17 protein-coding genes are annotated in these 17,079 nt (G+C 63.8%); 16 read left to right on the top strand and 1 reads right to left on the bottom strand.

Annotation, left to right across the window (positions count from 1 at the left end; all coding sequences use genetic code 11):
• The first annotated feature begins 263 nt into the window (after nt 1–263).
• Together ACVOLO_RS15460 and ACVOLO_RS15455 are read left to right on the top strand one after the other, a co-directional pair.
• A complete protein-coding gene (locus tag ACVOLO_RS15460) occupies nt 264–545 on the top strand; it encodes a hypothetical protein (RefSeq protein ID WP_481571205.1) in 282 nt (93 codons plus the stop codon).
• Nucleotides 546–647: 102 nt separating this feature from the next.
• Nucleotides 648–977 (top strand): hypothetical protein, encoded by a 330-nt coding sequence (locus ACVOLO_RS15455; RefSeq protein ID WP_481571204.1) that lies wholly within the window; start codon nt 648–650, stop codon nt 975–977.
• On the opposite strand, the gene ACVOLO_RS15450 is transcribed toward ACVOLO_RS15455, so the two are convergent.
• Nucleotides 971–1,375, bottom strand: a complete 405-nt coding sequence (locus ACVOLO_RS15450; RefSeq protein ID WP_481571203.1) for a ribonucleotide reductase subunit alpha — start codon at nt 1,373–1,375, stop codon at nt 971–973. The two genes, ACVOLO_RS15455 and ACVOLO_RS15450, sit on opposite strands and share 7 nt — an antisense overlap.
• 192 nt (nt 1,376–1,567) lie before the next feature.
• Between ACVOLO_RS15450 and moaA the strand changes: the two genes are divergently transcribed.
• The 14 genes from moaA (at nt 1,568) to ACVOLO_RS15380 (ending at nt 17,049) form a co-directional block, all read left to right on the top strand.
• Nucleotides 1,568–2,548, top strand: coding sequence for a GTP 3',8-cyclase MoaA (gene moaA / locus ACVOLO_RS15445; RefSeq protein WP_481571202.1), 981 nt, complete (start codon nt 1,568–1,570; stop codon nt 2,546–2,548).
• A gap of 8 nt (nt 2,549–2,556) precedes the next feature.
• Nucleotides 2,557–3,570 carry a bifunctional molybdenum cofactor biosynthesis protein MoaC/MoaB gene (gene moaCB, locus ACVOLO_RS15440; protein WP_481571201.1) on the top strand — a complete coding sequence of 338 codons (1,014 nt, stop codon included), beginning with the start codon at nt 2,557–2,559 and terminating at the stop codon, nt 3,568–3,570.
• Nucleotides 3,567–4,823 (top strand): molybdopterin molybdotransferase MoeA, encoded by a 1,257-nt coding sequence (locus ACVOLO_RS15435; protein WP_481571200.1) that lies wholly within the window; start codon nt 3,567–3,569, stop codon nt 4,821–4,823. The genes moaCB and ACVOLO_RS15435 overlap by 4 nt, the downstream gene beginning before the upstream one ends.
• Complete coding sequence (locus tag ACVOLO_RS15430) at nt 4,820–5,080, top strand: MoaD/ThiS family protein (RefSeq protein ID WP_481571199.1); 261 nt, start codon at nt 4,820–4,822, stop codon at nt 5,078–5,080. Before ACVOLO_RS15435 ends, ACVOLO_RS15430 begins: the two co-directional genes overlap by 4 nt.
• A 1-nt stretch (nt 5,081) precedes the next feature.
• Nucleotides 5,082–5,582 (top strand): molybdenum cofactor biosynthesis protein MoaE, encoded by a 501-nt coding sequence (locus tag ACVOLO_RS15425; RefSeq protein WP_481571198.1) that lies wholly within the window; start codon nt 5,082–5,084, stop codon nt 5,580–5,582.
• The gene (gene mobA / locus ACVOLO_RS15420) at nt 5,557–6,129 is read left to right on the top strand and encodes a molybdenum cofactor guanylyltransferase (RefSeq protein ID WP_481571197.1); all 573 of its coding nucleotides are present in this window, start codon (nt 5,557–5,559) and stop codon (nt 6,127–6,129) included. The genes ACVOLO_RS15425 and mobA overlap by 26 nt, the downstream gene beginning before the upstream one ends.
• Nucleotides 6,126–6,497, top strand: coding sequence for a DUF7009 family protein (locus ACVOLO_RS15415; protein WP_481571196.1), 372 nt, complete (start codon nt 6,126–6,128; stop codon nt 6,495–6,497). The genes mobA and ACVOLO_RS15415 overlap by 4 nt, the downstream gene beginning before the upstream one ends.
• A gap of 144 nt (nt 6,498–6,641) precedes the next feature.
• Complete coding sequence (locus tag ACVOLO_RS15410; protein WP_481571195.1) at nt 6,642–8,057, top strand: NarK family nitrate/nitrite MFS transporter; 1,416 nt, start codon at nt 6,642–6,644, stop codon at nt 8,055–8,057.
• 69 nt (nt 8,058–8,126) lie between these two features.
• Nucleotides 8,127–11,870: a nitrate reductase subunit alpha gene (locus ACVOLO_RS15405; protein WP_481571194.1), complete on the top strand. Its 3,744-nt coding sequence runs from the start codon at nt 8,127–8,129 to the stop codon at nt 11,868–11,870.
• On the top strand, nt 11,870–13,414 hold the full coding sequence (gene narH, locus ACVOLO_RS15400; RefSeq protein WP_481571193.1) for a nitrate reductase subunit beta: 1,545 nt from the start codon (nt 11,870–11,872) through the stop codon (nt 13,412–13,414). Before ACVOLO_RS15405 ends, narH begins: the two co-directional genes overlap by 1 nt.
• Entirely contained in the window at nt 13,411–14,091 is a 681-nt protein-coding gene (gene narJ, locus ACVOLO_RS15395; RefSeq protein WP_481571192.1) for a nitrate reductase molybdenum cofactor assembly chaperone, read from the top strand. The genes narH and narJ overlap by 4 nt, the downstream gene beginning before the upstream one ends.
• On the top strand, nt 14,088–14,795 hold the full coding sequence (narI, locus tag ACVOLO_RS15390) for a respiratory nitrate reductase subunit gamma (RefSeq protein ID WP_481571191.1): 708 nt from the start codon (nt 14,088–14,090) through the stop codon (nt 14,793–14,795). The genes narJ and narI overlap by 4 nt, the downstream gene beginning before the upstream one ends.
• A 3-nt stretch (nt 14,796–14,798) precedes the next feature.
• A complete protein-coding gene (locus tag ACVOLO_RS15385; RefSeq protein ID WP_481571190.1) occupies nt 14,799–15,695 on the top strand; it encodes a peptidylprolyl isomerase in 897 nt (298 codons plus the stop codon).
• A gap of 22 nt (nt 15,696–15,717) precedes the next feature.
• Nucleotides 15,718–17,049, top strand: a complete 1,332-nt coding sequence (locus tag ACVOLO_RS15380) for an MFS transporter (RefSeq protein ID WP_481571189.1) — start codon at nt 15,718–15,720, stop codon at nt 17,047–17,049.
• The last annotated feature ends 30 nt before the right edge of the window (nt 17,050–17,079 follow it).

Raw genomic sequence — 17,079 nt, 5'->3', positions numbered from 1 at the left:
GTGCGGCGCCCCAACTCCTACACGTGCTTGTGCGCACCGCGGCATAACGGGCTGCCGCACTCCGCTCTCACCTGCAAACCTACTCCGGTGGCAGACACAAGCGGCTTCAGCTGCGAAGCCAACGATGCTGGCGCTCGCGGTATCCACCATCGCCCGCTTCGCGGCTGAAGCGGCTCCTACAAGCGGGTGGTTTTACGGGGTTGTGCTGGCAATTAGTGATGCGTCACTTTAATGTGCACGCATTCGCAACAAGGGCAAATGTGATGGGTGACAAAAAACAGCCTCCTGCGCAGGAGGCCGTGGCCGATGCGCCACGCAAACGCGGGCGGCCGAAGATCTACAGCGAGCCGCTGACCCAGGCCGAGCGGGCACGTCGTTACCGGGCCAAGCGGGCCAATGACTTCAGCCCGCCGGGCGAGATGCGCGATACCGCGCTGATCGACGCGCTGCGCTGGTGCATCACCCATCAGCACGAGACGGTGGATTTGTATCTGGAAGAACTGGTGCGCCGTTACCACAGCAAGGGTGCCGAAGCCCTTAAGTAATCAGAGGCTGTTGCCTGATTGCGCCGGGCCGATTTGACCCGGCTCTCCTTCGGGAGCAAGCTCCTCCGGCAAGTTGTTGTTTCCACCTGACCCGGAGGATTCATGACTGTCGCCTCGTCCTTGCCCGCCTCGGGCAGCAAGCAGCCCCCATCCAGGCTTTGGCGTGTGTTCTGGCTGCAGGGCGTGATTCCCAGCAACATTCTCTGGGCAATCGCCTTGTGGGCCTTGTCGCAGGCCAATACGCCGCTGCTGCTGGCCATGTTCGCGCTGTTGCTGCTTTACACCGGCTGGATCATCCCGGCGGTGTGGCGGGCTGCGCCCTCCGCGCACAATCCAAACTTGGGCGTTGCCGCCCGCGGGCTCACCGTGGCCTGGGGGCTGAATACCGTATTGGTGGTGTTCTTCCTGACCTTGCAACTGGTCGCTCAGTAAAACTGGATGGGATTGCCATCGCGGTCAAAGGCCGCAAAGCGGCTGACCTGGCCGTCGTTGATGGCATTGACCATCAGTTGCAGCGGACGGGCGGCTTCATCACTGGAGGGGGCAAACCCGGCGCGGCCGTCCATTGCCGCGACGAACAGAACATCCCAGGTCATGCCGGTGTTGCTGGATTCATCGGCAAGTGCCGCAAACGAGGCGACCTCCTGCGGTGCCTTGTCCACGCACAGCACCGGGCTCAGGGTGCCGCCCTGGCCGCTGGCGTGGCGGTTGTGCTGGTCGGCGGTGGGGGATTCGGGCAGGTCGGCGCGGGCGAACACAAACAGCAGGCGCTGCGGTTCGGTTTGCTGGTGTGCCGCCTGCAACAGGCCATTGAAGTCATTGAGCATCATGATTGCTGTCACATGTCATAAGCATCTGAACAGGATGCTGACACAACACAGGGGAAGCTGGCAGGGCCGGCATTGATTTAAGTCATGCCACCCAAGGGTTGTCCCCCGTAGGCTGGCGGCCAGTTGATGCAGCGAGGGCCGTCCGGGGTGCCGGGTGATCGGGAAAACATGGAGTCAGAAGGTGGAACAGCCATGAGCCAACTCACCGACGGCTTCGGTCGCAGCTTTCCTTACCTGCGGCTGTCGCTCACCGAGGCCTGCAACTTCCGTTGCAGCTATTGCCTGCCTGATGGCTATCAAGCCGATGGCCGCCCGCAATTCATGGCAGTGGCCGAGATCGAACGGCTGGTGCGCGCGTTTGCCACCCTGGGCATGCACAAGATCCGCCTGACCGGGGGCGAGCCCAGCCTGCGCAAGGATCTGGACCAGATCATCGAAACCGTGGCGCGGGTGCCGGGCATCCGCAAGGTGGCCATCACCACCAACGGCTGCCTGTTGCCGCGCCGCCTGCCGGGCTGGCACCGGGCCGGCTTGACCGCCTTGAACGTAAGCATGGACAGCCTGCGCCGCGAGCGTTTCCATGCCATCACCGGCCACGACCGCCTGCCCGAAGTGCTGGAAGGCATCGCGCTGGCGCAACAGCTTGGCCTGCAGTCGATCAAGCTCAATGCGGTGCTGCTGCGCGGCCGCAATGACGATGAGCTGCAGGACTGGATGGCTTTCCTGCGCGAGCGGCCGATCAGCGTGCGCTTCATCGAGTTGATGCGCACCGGCGACAACCGCGAGTACTTCGAGCGCCATCACCTGGACGCGGACGTGGTGATCGACCAATTGCAGGCAGCCGGTTGGCAGCAGCGCCCGCGCGCGGCCGATGCGGGCCCGGCGCGGGAGTTCGGCCATCCGGACTACCGTGGCAGCATCGGCATCATTGCCCCGTATTCGCGGGATTTCTGCAAAGGCTGCAATCGCCTGCGGGTGACCGCCAAAGGCGACCTGCGCCTGTGCCTGTTCGGCGACTTTGGCGTGGCCCTGCGCCCGCTGCTGCAGTCCGACGATGACCATGACGCGCTGCTGGCGCGCATCACCACCCAGCTCGGCCTCAAGGCCGCCGGGCATGGATTACACCAGGGCCTGACCGGGCTTACGCCGCATCTGGCGTCAATTGGGGGATAGAGAACACGATGAGTGGTGAGATGAATGCGGCCTTCCATATGGCCGATGTCCGCAACAAGCGTGTCACCCGCCGCCGCGCGGTGGCCGTGGGTGAACTGCTGGCCGGGCCGGTGGCTTATCCGCTGATTGTCGAGCGGCGCCTGCCCAAGGGCGACGCCTTGGTGATGGCGGAAATCGCCGGCCTGCAGGGCGCCAAGATGGCCTCTGCATTGATGCCGCTGTGCCATCCGCTGCCACTGGAGCTGGTGCATGTTTATTGCGCCCCGGTGCCGGAACGGCACGCCATCCGCGTGTGGTGCGAATGCGCCAGTGAGGCGCGCACCGGCGTGGAGATGGAAGCCCTGGCCGGCGTCAATGCCGCCTTGTTGACGCTCTACGACCTGAGCAAGCCGGTGGAACCGGCACTGGAAATCAGCGCCATCCGTTTGTTGTTCAAGGAGGGCGGCAAAAGCGGCCTGTGGTTGCACCCGCAGGGCATGGACGATGCCGAGCGCGAACGTTTCCAGCCGCGCCCGCCGCGCGGATTGCAGGGGGCACGTTGCGCGGTGATCACCCTCAGCGACCGGGCTAGCCAGGGGGATTACGCCGACGAATCCGGCCCGCGCCTGATGCAGGGCCTGCAGGCATTGGGCGGTGATATCGCCAGTGCCGAAGTGCTGCCTGATGGTGTCGAACCGTTGGCCACGCGCCTGCATGCTCTGGCCAGCGAGGGCGTACGGCTTTGTCTGTGTACCGGCGGCACAGGATTGGGCCCGCGTGATCTCACGCCCGAGGCCCTGCAATCGCTGGGCGGCCGTCGCGTTGAAGGCCTGGCCGAAATGCTGCGCAGCCTGAGCGCGCAACACACGCAACACGCCTGGCTGAGTCGCGCCGAGGTAGTGCAACTGGGGCAGATGCTGGTGTTCGCCTTGCCCGGCAGCCCGCGTGCGGCCAGCCAATGCCTGGACATTCTGGCGCCGGTGCTGGGGCATGCGCTGGCGATGATCGACGGCCAAAGCCACGGCAAGGGCAGCCGCGCATGATCAGTTATGCGCAGGCACTGCAACAGTTGTTGGCCGCTGCCGAACCGCTGCCCGCACAGCGCGTGCCGGTGGCGCAGGCCGAAGGCCGCGTACTCGCTGCGGCCGTCGTCAGCGAGCAGGCCTTGCCGCCATTCGACAATTCGGCAATGGACGGTTTTGCGCTGCATGCCGGGGGCGAGGTGATCGCCGCTGGCAGCTTGTTTGATGTGCAGGGTTGGCAGGCCGCCGGTGACATCGCCGCCGATGGCGGGCAGGGCGCGTGGGAAATCATGACCGGCGCGCGCATGCCCAGCGGCTTGGACAGCGTGGTGCCGGTGGAACAGGTTGAAGTAGTGGAAGCGCAGAACGGCCGGCCGCTGCGCATTCGCCTGCGTGATGCACTCAAGCCCGGGCAGCATGTGCGTTTGCGCGGCCAGGACGTGGAGGATGGCGAAGAAGTGTTGGCTGCAGGCGCCACCTTGGATATCAATGCGATGACGTTGCTGCATGCCATCGGCACCGCCACGGTGCAGGTGCGGCCGCAGCCGAAGGTGGCCGTGATCGCCACCGGCAAAGAACTGGTGAGTGATCTGGCGCAATCGCTGGCGTCGGGGCAGATCCGCGACAGCAACCGGCCGTATCTTGTCCGTCGCCTGCAGGCCGCGGGCGCCGAGGTCGTGTGGCAGGGCGTGGTCGGCGATGACGTTGCAGCCTTCGACAAGGTGCTCGACACCGCATTGGCCGAAGGCGCGAACGTGCTGGTCAGCACCGGCGCGGTGTCGCAGGGGCGTTACGACTTCATTCCCGATGCGCTGCGTGCGCGTGGCGCTGAAATCATTTTCCACAAAGTTGCGATTCGTCCCGGCAAGCCGCTGCTGTTCGCGCGACTGCCAAATGGCGCGCTCTACTTCGGTTTGCCCGGCAATCCGATATCGGCGGCGGTCGGTCAGCGCTTCTTTGTCGAGCCGGTGCTGCGGCGCATGCTGGGCCTGGCCGAAGAGCCAGCGCTGCAGTTGCCGTTGCAGGCCGATGCACGCAAGCCGCCGGGCCTGCGCATGCATGCACGCGCGCGGGTGGAGCTGGATGGCAGCGGTCAGTTGTCGGTGCGCGTGCTTTCCGGGCAGGAATCCTTTCGTTTGAAGACCATGCTCAAGGCCAATGCCTGGGCGGTGCTGGACGGCGAGGGCGACCATGTCGCCGCCGGCAGCCGTATCCGCGTGCAGGGCTGGGGTCATCTGGACCCGGTGCAGCTGGCGCTACAGGAGTCACCATGAGACAGATAAATGTTCAGTTGTTCGGCGCCTTCTCGGAGCTGGATCCCCGTCGTGAGATCGCCGTGCAGACCAACGGCGAGCACATCGCCGACCTGCGCAGTGCCTTGCGCGAACTGATTGCCCAGCGCTGGCCGCAGTTCCGCGCCGGGCTGTTGGACTACTCGGCCTTTGCCGACGAACACCGCGTACTGCGTGACAACGAGCGACTGCCCGATGACGGCCGCGTTGCGATCCTGCCGCCGGTCAGTGGAGGTTGAGATGCCTGGTGCACACACCTGGAAAGTAGTGGATCGGGCCGAGGCAGCAATTGACCCGTCCGAAGGCATTCAATTTGTCTCTGACCCCGGTTTTGGCGGCATCGACGTCTTCATAGGCAAGGTCCGCGACCTCAACCAGGGCAGGCCGGTCCTGGGCATTACCTACGACCTGTTCGAGCCGCTGGTACTCAACGAAATCCAGCGCATGGTGGCCGAGGTGGAAGCCCAGTTCGGCCCCCGCATCAAACTGTATGTCGCCCACGCCAAGGGTCGCCTGGCCGTCGGCGATGTGGCCCTGGTGGTCGCTGCCGGCACCCCGCACCGTGATGAAGCCTTTCGCGCCTGCCGGCAGTTGATCGAAGACGTGAAGCACCGCTCGCCGATCTGGAAGCAGGAGCATTACCTGGACGGTGACAGCGAATGGAGTGAAGGCTGTGCGCTGTGTCATCACGAAGCAGAAGACGCTGGCGTGGCCCATGCGCACGATCACGCCCACCGCTGACGCGCCACGCATGGCCGGCATCGTGCTGGCCGGTGGCCTGTCCTCACGGATGGGCCGCGACAAGGCGTTGATGCCGTGGCAGGGCACAAGCTTGCTCGCCCACATGCATGGCCTGCTGCAGCAGGCGGGCGCCAGCCCCGTAAGAGTCAGTGGCAGCTATCCTGCATTTGATGGCGTCACCGACAGCGTTGCGCGCTGCGGCCCACTGGGCGGGCTGTTCAGCGTGGTGAGCACGCTGCCCGACGGCCTGGCCTGGGTCGTGCCGGTGGACATGCCACGGCTGGATGTTCCGCTGTTGCAGCGCCTGCATGACGCTCCAACCGCTGCCTGCGTGATCTTCACCGGGCAACCGTTGCCGATGCGGTTGAACATCGACGGGGCTTGCCGCAAGCTGCTGCAGTCCTTGATCGAAGACCCGGACGGCCCGCGTTCACTGCAGGCATTCCAGCGCAGGCTGGGCGTCCTTGAACTGCCTGTTTCGGCTGAAACCACCGCCTGTCTGGTCAACTGCAATACCCCCGCGCAATGGGAGGAACTTGCATCATGAAGATCCAGCTGCAACAGCAATCGGTACGCCTGAGGCTTGATGAAAGTGAATTGGCGCTGCTGCTGGAAGGCGAGCCACTTCACGCGTCCACTGGCTTTGGCACGGCCGGCCATTGGTCGCTGGTGCTGCAACTGCACGCTGGTGATAACGCAGCGCTGTCCAATGGCGCAGCTGCCGTGCAGATAAGGCTGCCGCGCGAGGCCGTGCTGGCCTTGGCCAGCCGGCTTCCCTGCCGCGAGGGGCTGGCCTGGGAGCTTGATGCAGGCGATGCCGTCGTGCATCTGCAGTTCGATGTGGATGTACGCGACAGCATGCGTGAGCGCGGCCCAAGGCGGCGTGCGGGGGCGGCCGCCATTTCAGCGGTTTGACATATGTCAGGAACACCGTTCTAAAGCCGTACGGATTGATCTAGATCAACCTCGTCAAGCAACACGCCGGGCTTAATAACGCCACGACGACGAGGCAATGCACAACGCGGAATTTCGTCGTCATTACATAGCCTGGAGCCATGCATGACCGTCGTTAGCGATGTCGCAAAAAACAAGAGTGGCCCTGGTCGTGTCATCACCGACTGGACACCAGAAGATCCCACCTACTGGGAGAAGACCGGGCATGGGGTGGCAACACGCAACCTGGTGATCTCGATCCCGGCGTTGTTGTTGGCGTTCTCGGTGTGGGTGCTGTTCTCGGCGGTATCCATCAGCCTGCCGCGCATTGGTTTCAACTTCACCACCGACCAGCTGTTCTGGCTGGTGGCCTTGCCCAGCCTGTCCGGCGCAACCCTGCGCATCTTCTATTCGTTCGTCATTCCCATCTTTGGCGGGCGGCGCTGGACGGCACTTTCCACCGCCTCGCTGTTGCTGCCGACGATCTGGCTTGGCTTTGCGGTACAGAACCCCAGCACGCCGTTCTGGATCTTTGTCTGCATCGCCATCCTGTGCGGTTTTGGTGGCGCCAACTTCTCTTCGTCGATGTCCAACATTTCCTTCTTCTATCCCAAGCAACGCCAGGGCATGGCATTGGGGTTGAACGCGGGGCTGGGCAACGTCGGCGTGTCGGTATCGCAGCTGGTGGTGCCGTTGGTCATCACGGTCGGCGTGTTCGGTGCGATGGGCGGTGCGCCGCAGCCGCTGGTGGAAGGCGGTGGCCAGCTGTTCCTGCAGAACGCGGGCTTCATCTGGGTTCCGGCCATTGCCGTTGCTGCCATCGCCGCATGGTTCGGCATGAATGACCTGACCAGTGCGCGTTCTTCATTCTCCGAGCAGGCCATCATTTTCCGCCGCAAACACAACTGGCTGATGTGCTGGTTGTACATCGGCACGTTCGGTTCCTACATCGGCTTTTCAGCGGGTTTCCCGATGCTGGTCAAGAGCCAGTTCCCCGACGTGAATCCGATGACGTATGCCTTCATCGGCCCGTTGCTGGGGGCGCTGATGCGCTCGGTCGGCGGAAGCATGGCCGACCGCTGGGGCGGGGCACGGCTGACCTTCTGGGTGTTCGCGCTGATGATCGCCGCGGTGTTCGGTGTGCTGCACTTCCTGCCGAACAACGGCACCGGCGGCAACTTCTACGCTTTCCTGGTGTCGTTCATGGCGCTGTTCGTGCTCAGCGGCATCGGCAATGGCACCACCTTCCGGATGATCCCGGTGATCTTCCGCACCCTGCATGAGCGCCTGTCGGCCAATGCCAATGCGCAGGGCAAGTCCGAGGCCGCGCACCAGGCCAGCATTGAATCGGCCGCGGTGGTTGGTTTCTCCGGCGCCATTGGTGCCTACGGCGGCTTCTTCATTCCGAAGAGTTACGGCTCTTCCATCACCTTGACCGGCAGCCCCGACATGGCGCTGTACGGCTTCATTGCGTTCTACATCACCTGCCTTGCCGTGACGTGGTGGTGGTACTACCGGCGCGGGGCCGAAACCCCCTGCTGACAACGCAGTGCACCGCAGCCAGATGACACACACAGCCACGATGCAGCAGTTTGCGAACGGAGATTCACCATGAGCTACTTCCTTGATCGCTTGCAGTTCTTCAAGCGCGATCCACAACCCTTCGCCGATGGCCATGGGTTCAGCAAAAGCGAAGGACGGGACTGGGAAAACAGTTACCGCGCACGCTGGCAGTACGACAAGATCGTACGCTCCACCCACGGCGTGAACTGCACCGGCTCCTGCAGTTGGAAGATCTACGTCAAGAACGGCCTGGTGACCTGGGAAACCCAGCAGACCGACTACCCGCGCACGCGCCCGGACCTGCCCAATCACGAGCCACGCGGTTGCCCACGCGGCGCCAGTTACTCCTGGTACCTGTACAGCGCCAACCGGCTGAAGTACCCGTTGATTCGCGGCACCTTGCTGCGCATGTGGCGGCAGGCACGCAAGACGATGGCGCCGGTGGATGCCTGGGCCAGCATTGTTGAGAACCCGGAGAAGTCGCGCGAGTACAAGCGCCGTCGCGGCATGGGCGGTTTCGTGCGATTGAGCTGGGACGAGGCCAACGAGATCATCGCCGCTTCCAACCTGCATACGGTGAAGGAATACGGCCCGGATCGCGTGGTCGGCTTCTCGCCGATCCCGGCGATGTCGATGGTGTCCTACGCCGCCGGTGCGCGCTATCTGTCACTGCTCGGTGGCGCCTGCCTGTCGTTCTACGACTGGTATTGCGATCTGCCGCCGGCCTCACCGCAGATCTGGGGCGAACAGACCGACGTGCCGGAATCGGCCGATTGGTACAACAGCCGTTACATCATCGCCTGGGGCTCGAACGTGCCGCAGACGCGCACGCCCGATGCGCACTTCTTCACCGAGGCGCGTTACAACGGCACCAAGACCGTGGCGGTCTGCCCGGATTACTCCGAGCTGGCCAAGCTCACCGACCATTGGCTACATCCCAAGCAGGGCACAGATGCCGCCTTGGCCTTTGCCTTCGGCCACGTGATCCTGCGCGAGTTCCATGTCGAAAAACCCTCGCAGTATTTCCAGGATTACTGCCGCCAGTATTCGGACATGCCGATGCTGGTGCGTATCGAACAACGTGAGGATGGCCGGCTGGTGCCGGGGCGTTTCCTGCGCGCCAGCGAGTTGGGCGGGCTGGGCGAAAGCAACAATCCGGAATGGAAGACGCTGGCACTGGACGAGATCAGTGGCGACATCACCGTGCCCAACGGTTCCATCGGCTTCCGCTGGGGCGAAAAGGGCAAGTGGAACATCGAGGAAAAGGCCAGCAATGGCAGCACCACGCGCCTGCGCCTGAGCCTGGCCGATGCCAACGACGGCATCGAAGGGGTGAGCTTCCCGTATTTCGGTGGCATTGAAACCGATGGTTGGACCTCCGCGCCGGTGGAAGACGTGTTGGAGCGCAACATCCCGGTGCGTCGCCTGCCGCTGGCGGACGGCAGCCAGGCAATGGTGGCCACGGTCTATGACCTGTTGCTGGCGCAGTACGGCGTTGACCGTGGTTTCGGTGGCAGCAACGTCGCCCGCAGCTTCGACGATTATGTGCCGGGTACGCCGGCATGGCAGGAGCGCATCACCGGCGTGCCGCGTGCGGAAGTGATCGAGATCGCCCGCGAGTTCGCGCGCACCGCCGACAAGACCCACGGTCGCAGCATGATCATTGTTGGCGCCGGCATGAACCACTGGTTCCACAACGACATGAATTACCGCGGCCTGATCAACATGCTGGTCATGTGCGGCTGCGTGGGCCAGACCGGCGGTGGCTGGGCGCATTACGTGGGCCAGGAAAAGCTGCGCCCGCAGACTGGCTGGCAACCGTTGGCGTTCGGCCTGGACTGGAGCCGTCCGCCGCGGCAGATGAACGGCACCTCGTTCTTCTATTTCAACACCGGGCAGTGGCGTTACGAAAAGCTGCAGGTGGACGAACTGCTGTCGCCGCTGGCCGATGCCTCCAAGTACAGCGGCAGCCTGGCTGACCTCAACCTGCGCGCGGTGCGCATGGGCTGGTTGCCGTGCGCGCCGCAGCTGGATCGCAATCCGCTGAAACTGGTGCGCGAGGCCGAACAGGCGGGCGTGGCACCGGCCGACTATGCGCTGGGCAAATTCAAGGATGGCTCGCTGGATTTTGCCTTCGCCGATCCCGATGCCAAGCAGAACCACCCGCGCATGATGTTCATCTGGCGCTCGAACCTGCTGGGCTCGTCGGGCAAGGGCCACGAGTACATGCTGCGCCACCTGCTGGGCACGCGGCATGGCCTGCAGGGCAAGGACCTGGGCGAGATGGGCGCGGTCAAGCCGGAAGAAGTGAAGTGGCGTGACGAAGCGCCGGAAGGCAAGCTCGACCTGCTGGTGACGCTGGACTTCCGCATGTGCACCACGGCGCTGTATTCGGACATCGTGCTGCCTACCGCAACCTGGTACGAGAAGGACGATCTCAACACCTCGGACATGCACCCGTTCATCCATCCGCTGTCCAAGGCGGTGGACCCGGCCTGGGAATCGCGCAGCGACTGGGAAATCTTCAAGGGTGTGGCACGCACCGTCAGCGACCTGGCGCCGGGCGTGCTGGGCGTGGAGAAGGACCTGGTGTTGGTCCCGACCCTGCACGACACGCCCAATGAACTGGGCATGCCGTTCGGCGTGACTGACTGGAAGAAGGGGCAGTGCGAGGCGATCCCCGGCCAGACCATGCCGACGATGGCGGTGGTCGAGCGCGACTATCCCAATCTCTACCGCAAGTTCACCTCGCTGGGCCCGCTTCTGGACAAGCTGGGCAACGGCGGCAAGGGCATGAGCTGGGATACCAAGCACGAGGTCGACTTCCTCTGCAAGCTCAACCACACCGTGCGCGATGTGGGTGTCAGCCAGGGCCGGCCGGCGATTGATTCGGCCATCGATGCCTGCGAAGTCATCCTGCACCTGGCGCCGGAAACCAATGGCCATGTCGCAGTGAAAGCCTGGGAGTCGCTGGGTACCTTCACCGGCCGCGAGCACACGCATCTTGCCGTGGGCAAGGAGCACGAAGCGATCCGCTTCCGCGACATCCAGGCGCAGCCGCGCAAGATCATTTCCTCGCCGATCTGGTCCGGCCTGGAAGACGACAACGTCAGCTACAACGCCGGCTACACCAACGTGCATGAGCTGATCCCGTGGCGCACGGTCACCGGCCGCCAGCAGTTCTACCAGGACCACGAGTGGATGATCGACTTCGGCGAGGCCTTCATGGGCTACCGCCCGCCGGTGGACACGCGCACCGTTGAACCGTTGCTCAACAAGCGCTCCAACGGCAACAAGGAGATCGTGCTGAACTGGATCACCCCGCACCAGAAGTGGGGCATTCACAGCACCTACAGCGACAACCTGATCATGCAGACGCTGTCGCGTGGTGGCCCGATCGTGTGGATCAGCGAGGACGACGCACGCAGCGCCGGCATCGAGGACAACGACTGGATCGAGCTGTTCAACGTCAACGGTGCGATTGCCGCGCGTGCAGTGGTGAGCCAGCGGGTGATGCCCGGCATGGCAATGATGTATCACGCGCAGGAACGCATCATCAATGTGCCGGGTTCGGAGGTTACGGGCACCCGTGGCGGCATCCACAACTCGGTGACGCGCATCGTGCTCAAACCCACCCACATGATTGGCGGTTACGCGCAGTTGTCGTACGGCTTCAACTACTACGGCACCTGCGGCACCAACCGCGATGAATTCGTGATCGTACGCAAGATGGACAAGATTGATTGGCTGGATGGTGAAGAGTCCGTTGTCGGCGCACGGGAGGTGGTGTGATGAAAGTACGTGCACAGATCGCGATGGTATTGAACCTGGACAAGTGCATCGGCTGCCACACCTGCTCGATCACCTGCAAGAACGTCTGGACCTCACGCGAAGGCGTGGAATATGCCTGGTTCAACAACGTGGAGACCAAGCCGGGCATTGGCTATCCCAAGGAATGGGAAAACCAGGACAAGTGGAACGGTGGCTGGGTACGCACCCGCGCCGGCAAATTGGTGCCGCGCGCCGGTGGCCGCTGGCGGATGTTGGCGAAGATCTTCGCCAACCCCGACCTGCCGCAGATTGACGATTACTACGAGCCGTTCGACTTCGACTACCAGCACCTGCATGACGCGCCGGAAGTGAAGCACCAGCCGACCGCGCGTCCGCGTTCGCTGCTGACCGGCGAGCGCATGCAGAAGATCGAGTGGGGCCCGAACTGGGAGGAAATTCTCGGCACCGAGTTCTCCAAGCGCGCGCGCGACTACAACTTCGACAAGGTGCAGAAGGAGATCTACGGCGCCTTCGAGAAGACCTTCATGATGTACCTGCCGCGCCTGTGCGAGCACTGCCTGAACCCGGCATGCGTCTCGGCCTGCCCGTCCGGTGCCATCTACAAGCGCGAGGAAGACGGCATTGTGCTGATCGACCAGGACAAGTGCCGTGGTTGGCGCATGTGTGTGTCGGCCTGCCCGTACAAAAAGATCTATTACAACTGGAAGAGCGGCAAATCCGAGAAGTGCATCTTCTGCTACCCGCGCATCGAGATGGGCGAGCCCACCGTGTGTTCGGAAACCTGCGTGGGCCGCATCCGCTACCTCGGCGTGATGTTGTACGACGCCGACCGCATTGCCGAAGCCGCATCGGTGGAAGCGGAGAAGGATTTGTACCAGGCGCATCTGGACATCTTCCTGGACCCTGAAGACCCGGCCGTCATTGCCGCCGCGCGGGCCGAAGGCATTCCGGACAGCTGGCTGGAAGCGGCCAGGCAGTCGCCAGTCTACAAGCTGGCCATCGACTGGAAGCTGGCGCTGCCGCTGCACCCGGAATACCGCACCTTGCCGATGGTCTGGTACGTGCCGCCGTTGTCGCCCATCCAGTCCGCGGCCGAGCGTGGTCATGTCGGCATGAACGGCGAGCTGCCGGATGTGGCTTCGCTGCGCATCCCGGTGCGTTACCTGGCCAACATGCTGTCGGCCGGCGATGAAGCCCCCGTGGTCCGTGCGCTGGAGCGGCTGATGGCCATGCGTGCCTGGCGCCGTGCCAAGAACGTGGATGGCGTGGAAGACCTCAGCGCACTGCAGCAGACCGGCTTGACCGTGGCCCAGGCCGAGGACATGTACCGCTATCTGGCCATTGCCAACTATGAGGATCGCTTCGTGATCCCCAGCAGTCATCGCGAGTACGCCAACGATGCGTACGGCGAACGTGGCGGCTGTGGCTTTACCTTCGGCAATGGCTGCAACGGCGACAGCCCGGCCGACCTGTTCGGCCAGCGCAAGAGCACCACTTACGCCGTGCATCCCAACCGCCAGCACCGCCACGAGGTGATCAAATGAGCCTGCTCAAACTGATTGGCGTGCTGCTGGACTACCCGCGCGAGGAACTGTGGCAGCACTGCGAGGAGCTGCTCGACGCCTGCGACGATCCGGCGCTTTCGCCGGCCCGTCGCAAACAGTTGCGCGCCTTCGTCCAGCAGTTGCTGGACAGCGATCCGCTGGATGCACAGTCGGCCTGGCTGGCGACGTTCGACCGGGGCAGGGCGATGAGCCTGCTGTTGTTCGAGCACATCCATGGCGAATCACGTGACCGCGGCCAGGCGATGGTTGATCTGATCGACGCCTACCGCCGCAATGGCTTCGAGCTGGACGCCCGCGAGCTGCCGGACTACCTGCCGCTGTTGCTGGAGTATCTCTCGCACCGGCCGCAGGACGAGGCCAAGGACTACCTGCATCACGTCGGCCATATTGCCGGCATGCTCGCCGCCCGTGCGGCGGAGCGCGAACTGCCGCATGCAGTGTTGCTGGAAATCCTGGTCGAAGCCGGCGAGGGCAAGGTCAACCTGGCCCTGCTGCGGCAACGGGCCAGCGAGGAAGTCCGCGACGATACCGTCGAAGTGATGGACCGCCTCTGGGAAGACGAAGCCGTGCGTTTTGGCAGTGAAGCGCCATCGCAGGATTGCAAACCGCCACAACGTTCACCGGCCCGCGCCGTGCGGCAGGAGGCACAGCCATGAGTTATTTCCTGAATCAGTTCGCCTTCCAGTTCTACCCGTACATCGCCGTGGCGGTGCTGCTGATCGGCAGCTGGGCGCGCTACGACAAGGCCATGTACAGCTGGCGCACCGGCTCCAGCCAGCTGTTGTCCGACCGCGGCATGCGGATTGGCAGCAACTGCTTCCATATCGGCATCCTGGCAATCCTGGGTGGCCATCTGGTGGGCTTGCTGACTCCGCATGCGGTGTACGAGCAGTTCATTACGTCCTCGCAGAAGCAGTTGCTGGCGATGGTGGTGGGCGGCTTCTTCGGCGCGCTGTGCTTCGTTGGCATCCTGATCCTGCTGGTGCGCCGGCTGACCAACCCGCGCGTGCGCGCCACCGGCAGTTTCGGTGACACGCTGGTGCTGGTGCTGCTGTTCGCGCAGCTGTGCCTGGGCCTGATCAGCATCAAGGTCTCGGCCGGTCACATGGATGGCGGTGTGATGGTGATGCTGGCCGAGTGGGCGCAGCACATCGTCACCTTCCGTGCCGGTGCCGCTGATTTCGTGGCCGACGTGCACTGGGTCTACAAGGCGCACATCTTCCTTGGCCTGACCTTGTTCCTGATCGCACCGTTCACCCGCCTGGTGCATGTGTGGAGCATCCCGATCAGCTACCTGTGGCGTCCGTACCAGGTGGTTCGTCGCCGCCAGGCCACGCTGCGCTACGGCCCGAAGGAGTAAGCCATGGGCAGCCTGCCAAGGATCCTGCCGATCACCGTCATCGACTCGGCACAGCCGGTGCCGGCCGAGGCCAGCCATCACCACGACGACGCGGACCAACTGGGGCCGCGCTCGCTGGGGCAACCCGCGCCATGCAGCCTGTTTGTTGACGACACGCCGATCAACGAAGCCGACATCGCCCGCGAGATGCAGTTCCACCGCGCCATGCGCCCGGAACAGGCGCGGGCCGATGCCGCCCGAGCGCTGGTGGTGCGGGAGTTGTTGCGCCGTGAAGCCCTGCGGCTGGGCATGGATGACGCCCAGGGCGACGGCCGCCACACCGATGAGGAAGTGCAGATCCAACGCCTGATCGAACACTTCATCGAGGACCGCGTCCCAACCGAGGACGATTGCCACCGCTATTTCATGCAGAACGAGGAACGCTTCCGTTCGCCTGACCGCGTGCGCGCGCGGCATATCCTGCTGGCTGCGCCGGCCGACGACGTTGCCGGCCGGCTCAAGGCCCGTACCCAGGCCGAGCAGTTGATCGTCGAATTGAAGGCGCAACCGCATCTGTTCGCCGACCTTGCCCTGCGTCATTCGCAATGTCCGTCAAGCAGCGACGGCGGCGAACTGGGCTGGCTGCAGAAGGGCCAGACCACGCCGGAGTTCGACCGCCAGGTGTTCCGCCTGCGACAGGGGTTGGCGGGCTTTCCGGTGGAGTCGCGCTGGGGCTATCACGTGGTGAGCATTGATGAACTTGAGGCCGGGCAGGCGCTCGGTTTTGAGCAGGTGCGCGCGCAGATCAGTGATTACCTGGAGCTGCAGGTGCGCCAGCGCGAGGTGCAGCACTTCCTGCTGGAGCTGCGCGAGCGTTATCCCGTACGTGGCCTGGACGAAATCGAAGCCCAGGCCGAGTGAGTGACCTTCTGAAGGATTAGCAATGAGCCAGAGTCTGCAAATGGCCTCCAACGGTGAGCAACAACGTGCGCTGTGGCTGAGCACGTTCGCGTTCACCATCTGTTTTGCGGTGTGGATGATCTTCTCGATCATCGGCATCCAGATCAGCGAGCAGCTGGGCCTGAACGACACCCAGTTCGGCCTGTTGATCGCCACCCCGGTATTGACCGGCTCGCTGAGCCGCGTGTTCCTGGGGATATGGTCCGACCAGTTCGGCGGCCGCAAGATCTTCACGGCGGTCATGCTGTGCGGCGCGGTTGCAACATGGATGCTTACCTACGCCAGCACCTACCCGCAGTTCCTGTTCGCCGCGCTGTGCGTGGGCATTGCCGGCGGCAGCTTCTCGGTGGGCGTGGCGTATGTGTCCAAGTGGTTCCCGACCAGCAAACAGGGCACGGCACTGGGCGTGTTTGGTGCCGGCAACATCGGTTCTGCAGTCACCAAGCTGCTGGCCCCGATGGTCATGGTGGCCGCCGGTTGGACCATGGTGGCCAAGGTGTGGGCAGTGGGCCTGGCAGTCACGGCGATCCTGTTCTTCCTGTTCAGCAAGGAAGACCCGCAGCTGGAGCAGCGCCGGCGGCAGGGCGTCAAGCCCGTGCCGTTCTCCGAGCAGATGGCGCCGTTGAAAAACCTGCAGGTGTGGCGTTTCTCGCTGTACTACTTCTTTGTGTTCGGCGGCTTTGTGGCGCTTGCGCTGTGGTTGCCGCGCTATCTGATTGGTGCCTACGGCATGGATGTGGCCACGGCCGGTGTGCTTGCCGCGTGCTACTCGATCCCGGCAAGCCTGTTCCGCGTGGTGGGGGGCTGGATGTCCGACAGGTACGGCGCCCGTCGGGTGATGTACTGGACGTTCAGCGTGTCGGTGCTGTGTACGTTCCTCCTGGCCTACCCGGATACCGAGTACGTGGTGAAGGGCATCCACGGCGAGCTGCGCTTCCATCTGGCCATCGGCGTGACCCTGTTCACCGTGCTGGTGTTCGTGCTGGGCTTCTTCATGTCGCTGGGCAAGGCGGCCGTATACAAGCACATTCCTGTGTACTACCCGCAGCACGTGGGTGCCGTGGGCGGCGTGGTGGGCATGATCGGTGGCCTGGGCGGCTTCATCCTGCCCATCGCCTTTGGCGCACTCAATGACATCGTGGGCATCTGGAGCAGCTGTTTCATGCTGTTGTTCGTGGTGGTCTCCGCCGCACTGGCGTGGATGCATTTCGCCATCCGCCGCATGGAGCGCAGGCACTTCCCGCAACTGGACAAGGAAACCGATCTGCCCGAAGCCATTGACGCTGGACGCGCTGCTCAACGCGGCCGGGCTTGATCCAGATCAGGGAACAGGACCGGATTCCGC

This window comes from Stenotrophomonas sp. STEN056, from assembly GCF_056759635.1.
This window is presented reverse-complemented; position numbering and strand designations above follow the sequence as displayed.

Excerpts from the sequence above, each read along its gene's own strand:
- ACVOLO_RS15460 (WP_481571205.1), top strand. The coding sequence starts at position 264 with ATGGGTGACAAAAAACAGCCTCCTGCGCAGGAGGCCGTGGCCGATGCG.
- ACVOLO_RS15455 (WP_481571204.1), top strand. The coding sequence starts at position 648 with ATGACTGTCGCCTCGTCCTTGCCCGCCTCGGGCAGCAAGCAGCCCCCA.
- ACVOLO_RS15450 (WP_481571203.1), bottom strand. The coding sequence starts at position 1,375 with ATGATGCTCAATGACTTCAATGGCCTGTTGCAGGCGGCACACCAGCAA.
- moaA (WP_481571202.1), top strand. The coding sequence starts at position 1,568 with ATGAGCCAACTCACCGACGGCTTCGGTCGCAGCTTTCCTTACCTGCGG.
- moaCB (WP_481571201.1), top strand. The coding sequence starts at position 2,557 with ATGAGTGGTGAGATGAATGCGGCCTTCCATATGGCCGATGTCCGCAAC.
- ACVOLO_RS15435 (WP_481571200.1), top strand. The coding sequence starts at position 3,567 with ATGATCAGTTATGCGCAGGCACTGCAACAGTTGTTGGCCGCTGCCGAA.
- ACVOLO_RS15430 (WP_481571199.1), top strand. The coding sequence starts at position 4,820 with ATGAGACAGATAAATGTTCAGTTGTTCGGCGCCTTCTCGGAGCTGGAT.
- ACVOLO_RS15425 (WP_481571198.1), top strand. The coding sequence starts at position 5,082 with ATGCCTGGTGCACACACCTGGAAAGTAGTGGATCGGGCCGAGGCAGCA.
- mobA (WP_481571197.1), top strand. The coding sequence starts at position 5,557 with ATGCGCACGATCACGCCCACCGCTGACGCGCCACGCATGGCCGGCATC.
- ACVOLO_RS15415 (WP_481571196.1), top strand. The coding sequence starts at position 6,126 with ATGAAGATCCAGCTGCAACAGCAATCGGTACGCCTGAGGCTTGATGAA.
- ACVOLO_RS15410 (WP_481571195.1), top strand. The coding sequence starts at position 6,642 with ATGACCGTCGTTAGCGATGTCGCAAAAAACAAGAGTGGCCCTGGTCGT.
- ACVOLO_RS15405 (WP_481571194.1), top strand. The coding sequence starts at position 8,127 with ATGAGCTACTTCCTTGATCGCTTGCAGTTCTTCAAGCGCGATCCACAA.
- narH (WP_481571193.1), top strand. The coding sequence starts at position 11,870 with ATGAAAGTACGTGCACAGATCGCGATGGTATTGAACCTGGACAAGTGC.
- narJ (WP_481571192.1), top strand. The coding sequence starts at position 13,411 with ATGAGCCTGCTCAAACTGATTGGCGTGCTGCTGGACTACCCGCGCGAG.
- narI (WP_481571191.1), top strand. The coding sequence starts at position 14,088 with ATGAGTTATTTCCTGAATCAGTTCGCCTTCCAGTTCTACCCGTACATC.
- ACVOLO_RS15385 (WP_481571190.1), top strand. The coding sequence starts at position 14,799 with ATGGGCAGCCTGCCAAGGATCCTGCCGATCACCGTCATCGACTCGGCA.
- ACVOLO_RS15380 (WP_481571189.1), top strand. The coding sequence starts at position 15,718 with ATGAGCCAGAGTCTGCAAATGGCCTCCAACGGTGAGCAACAACGTGCG.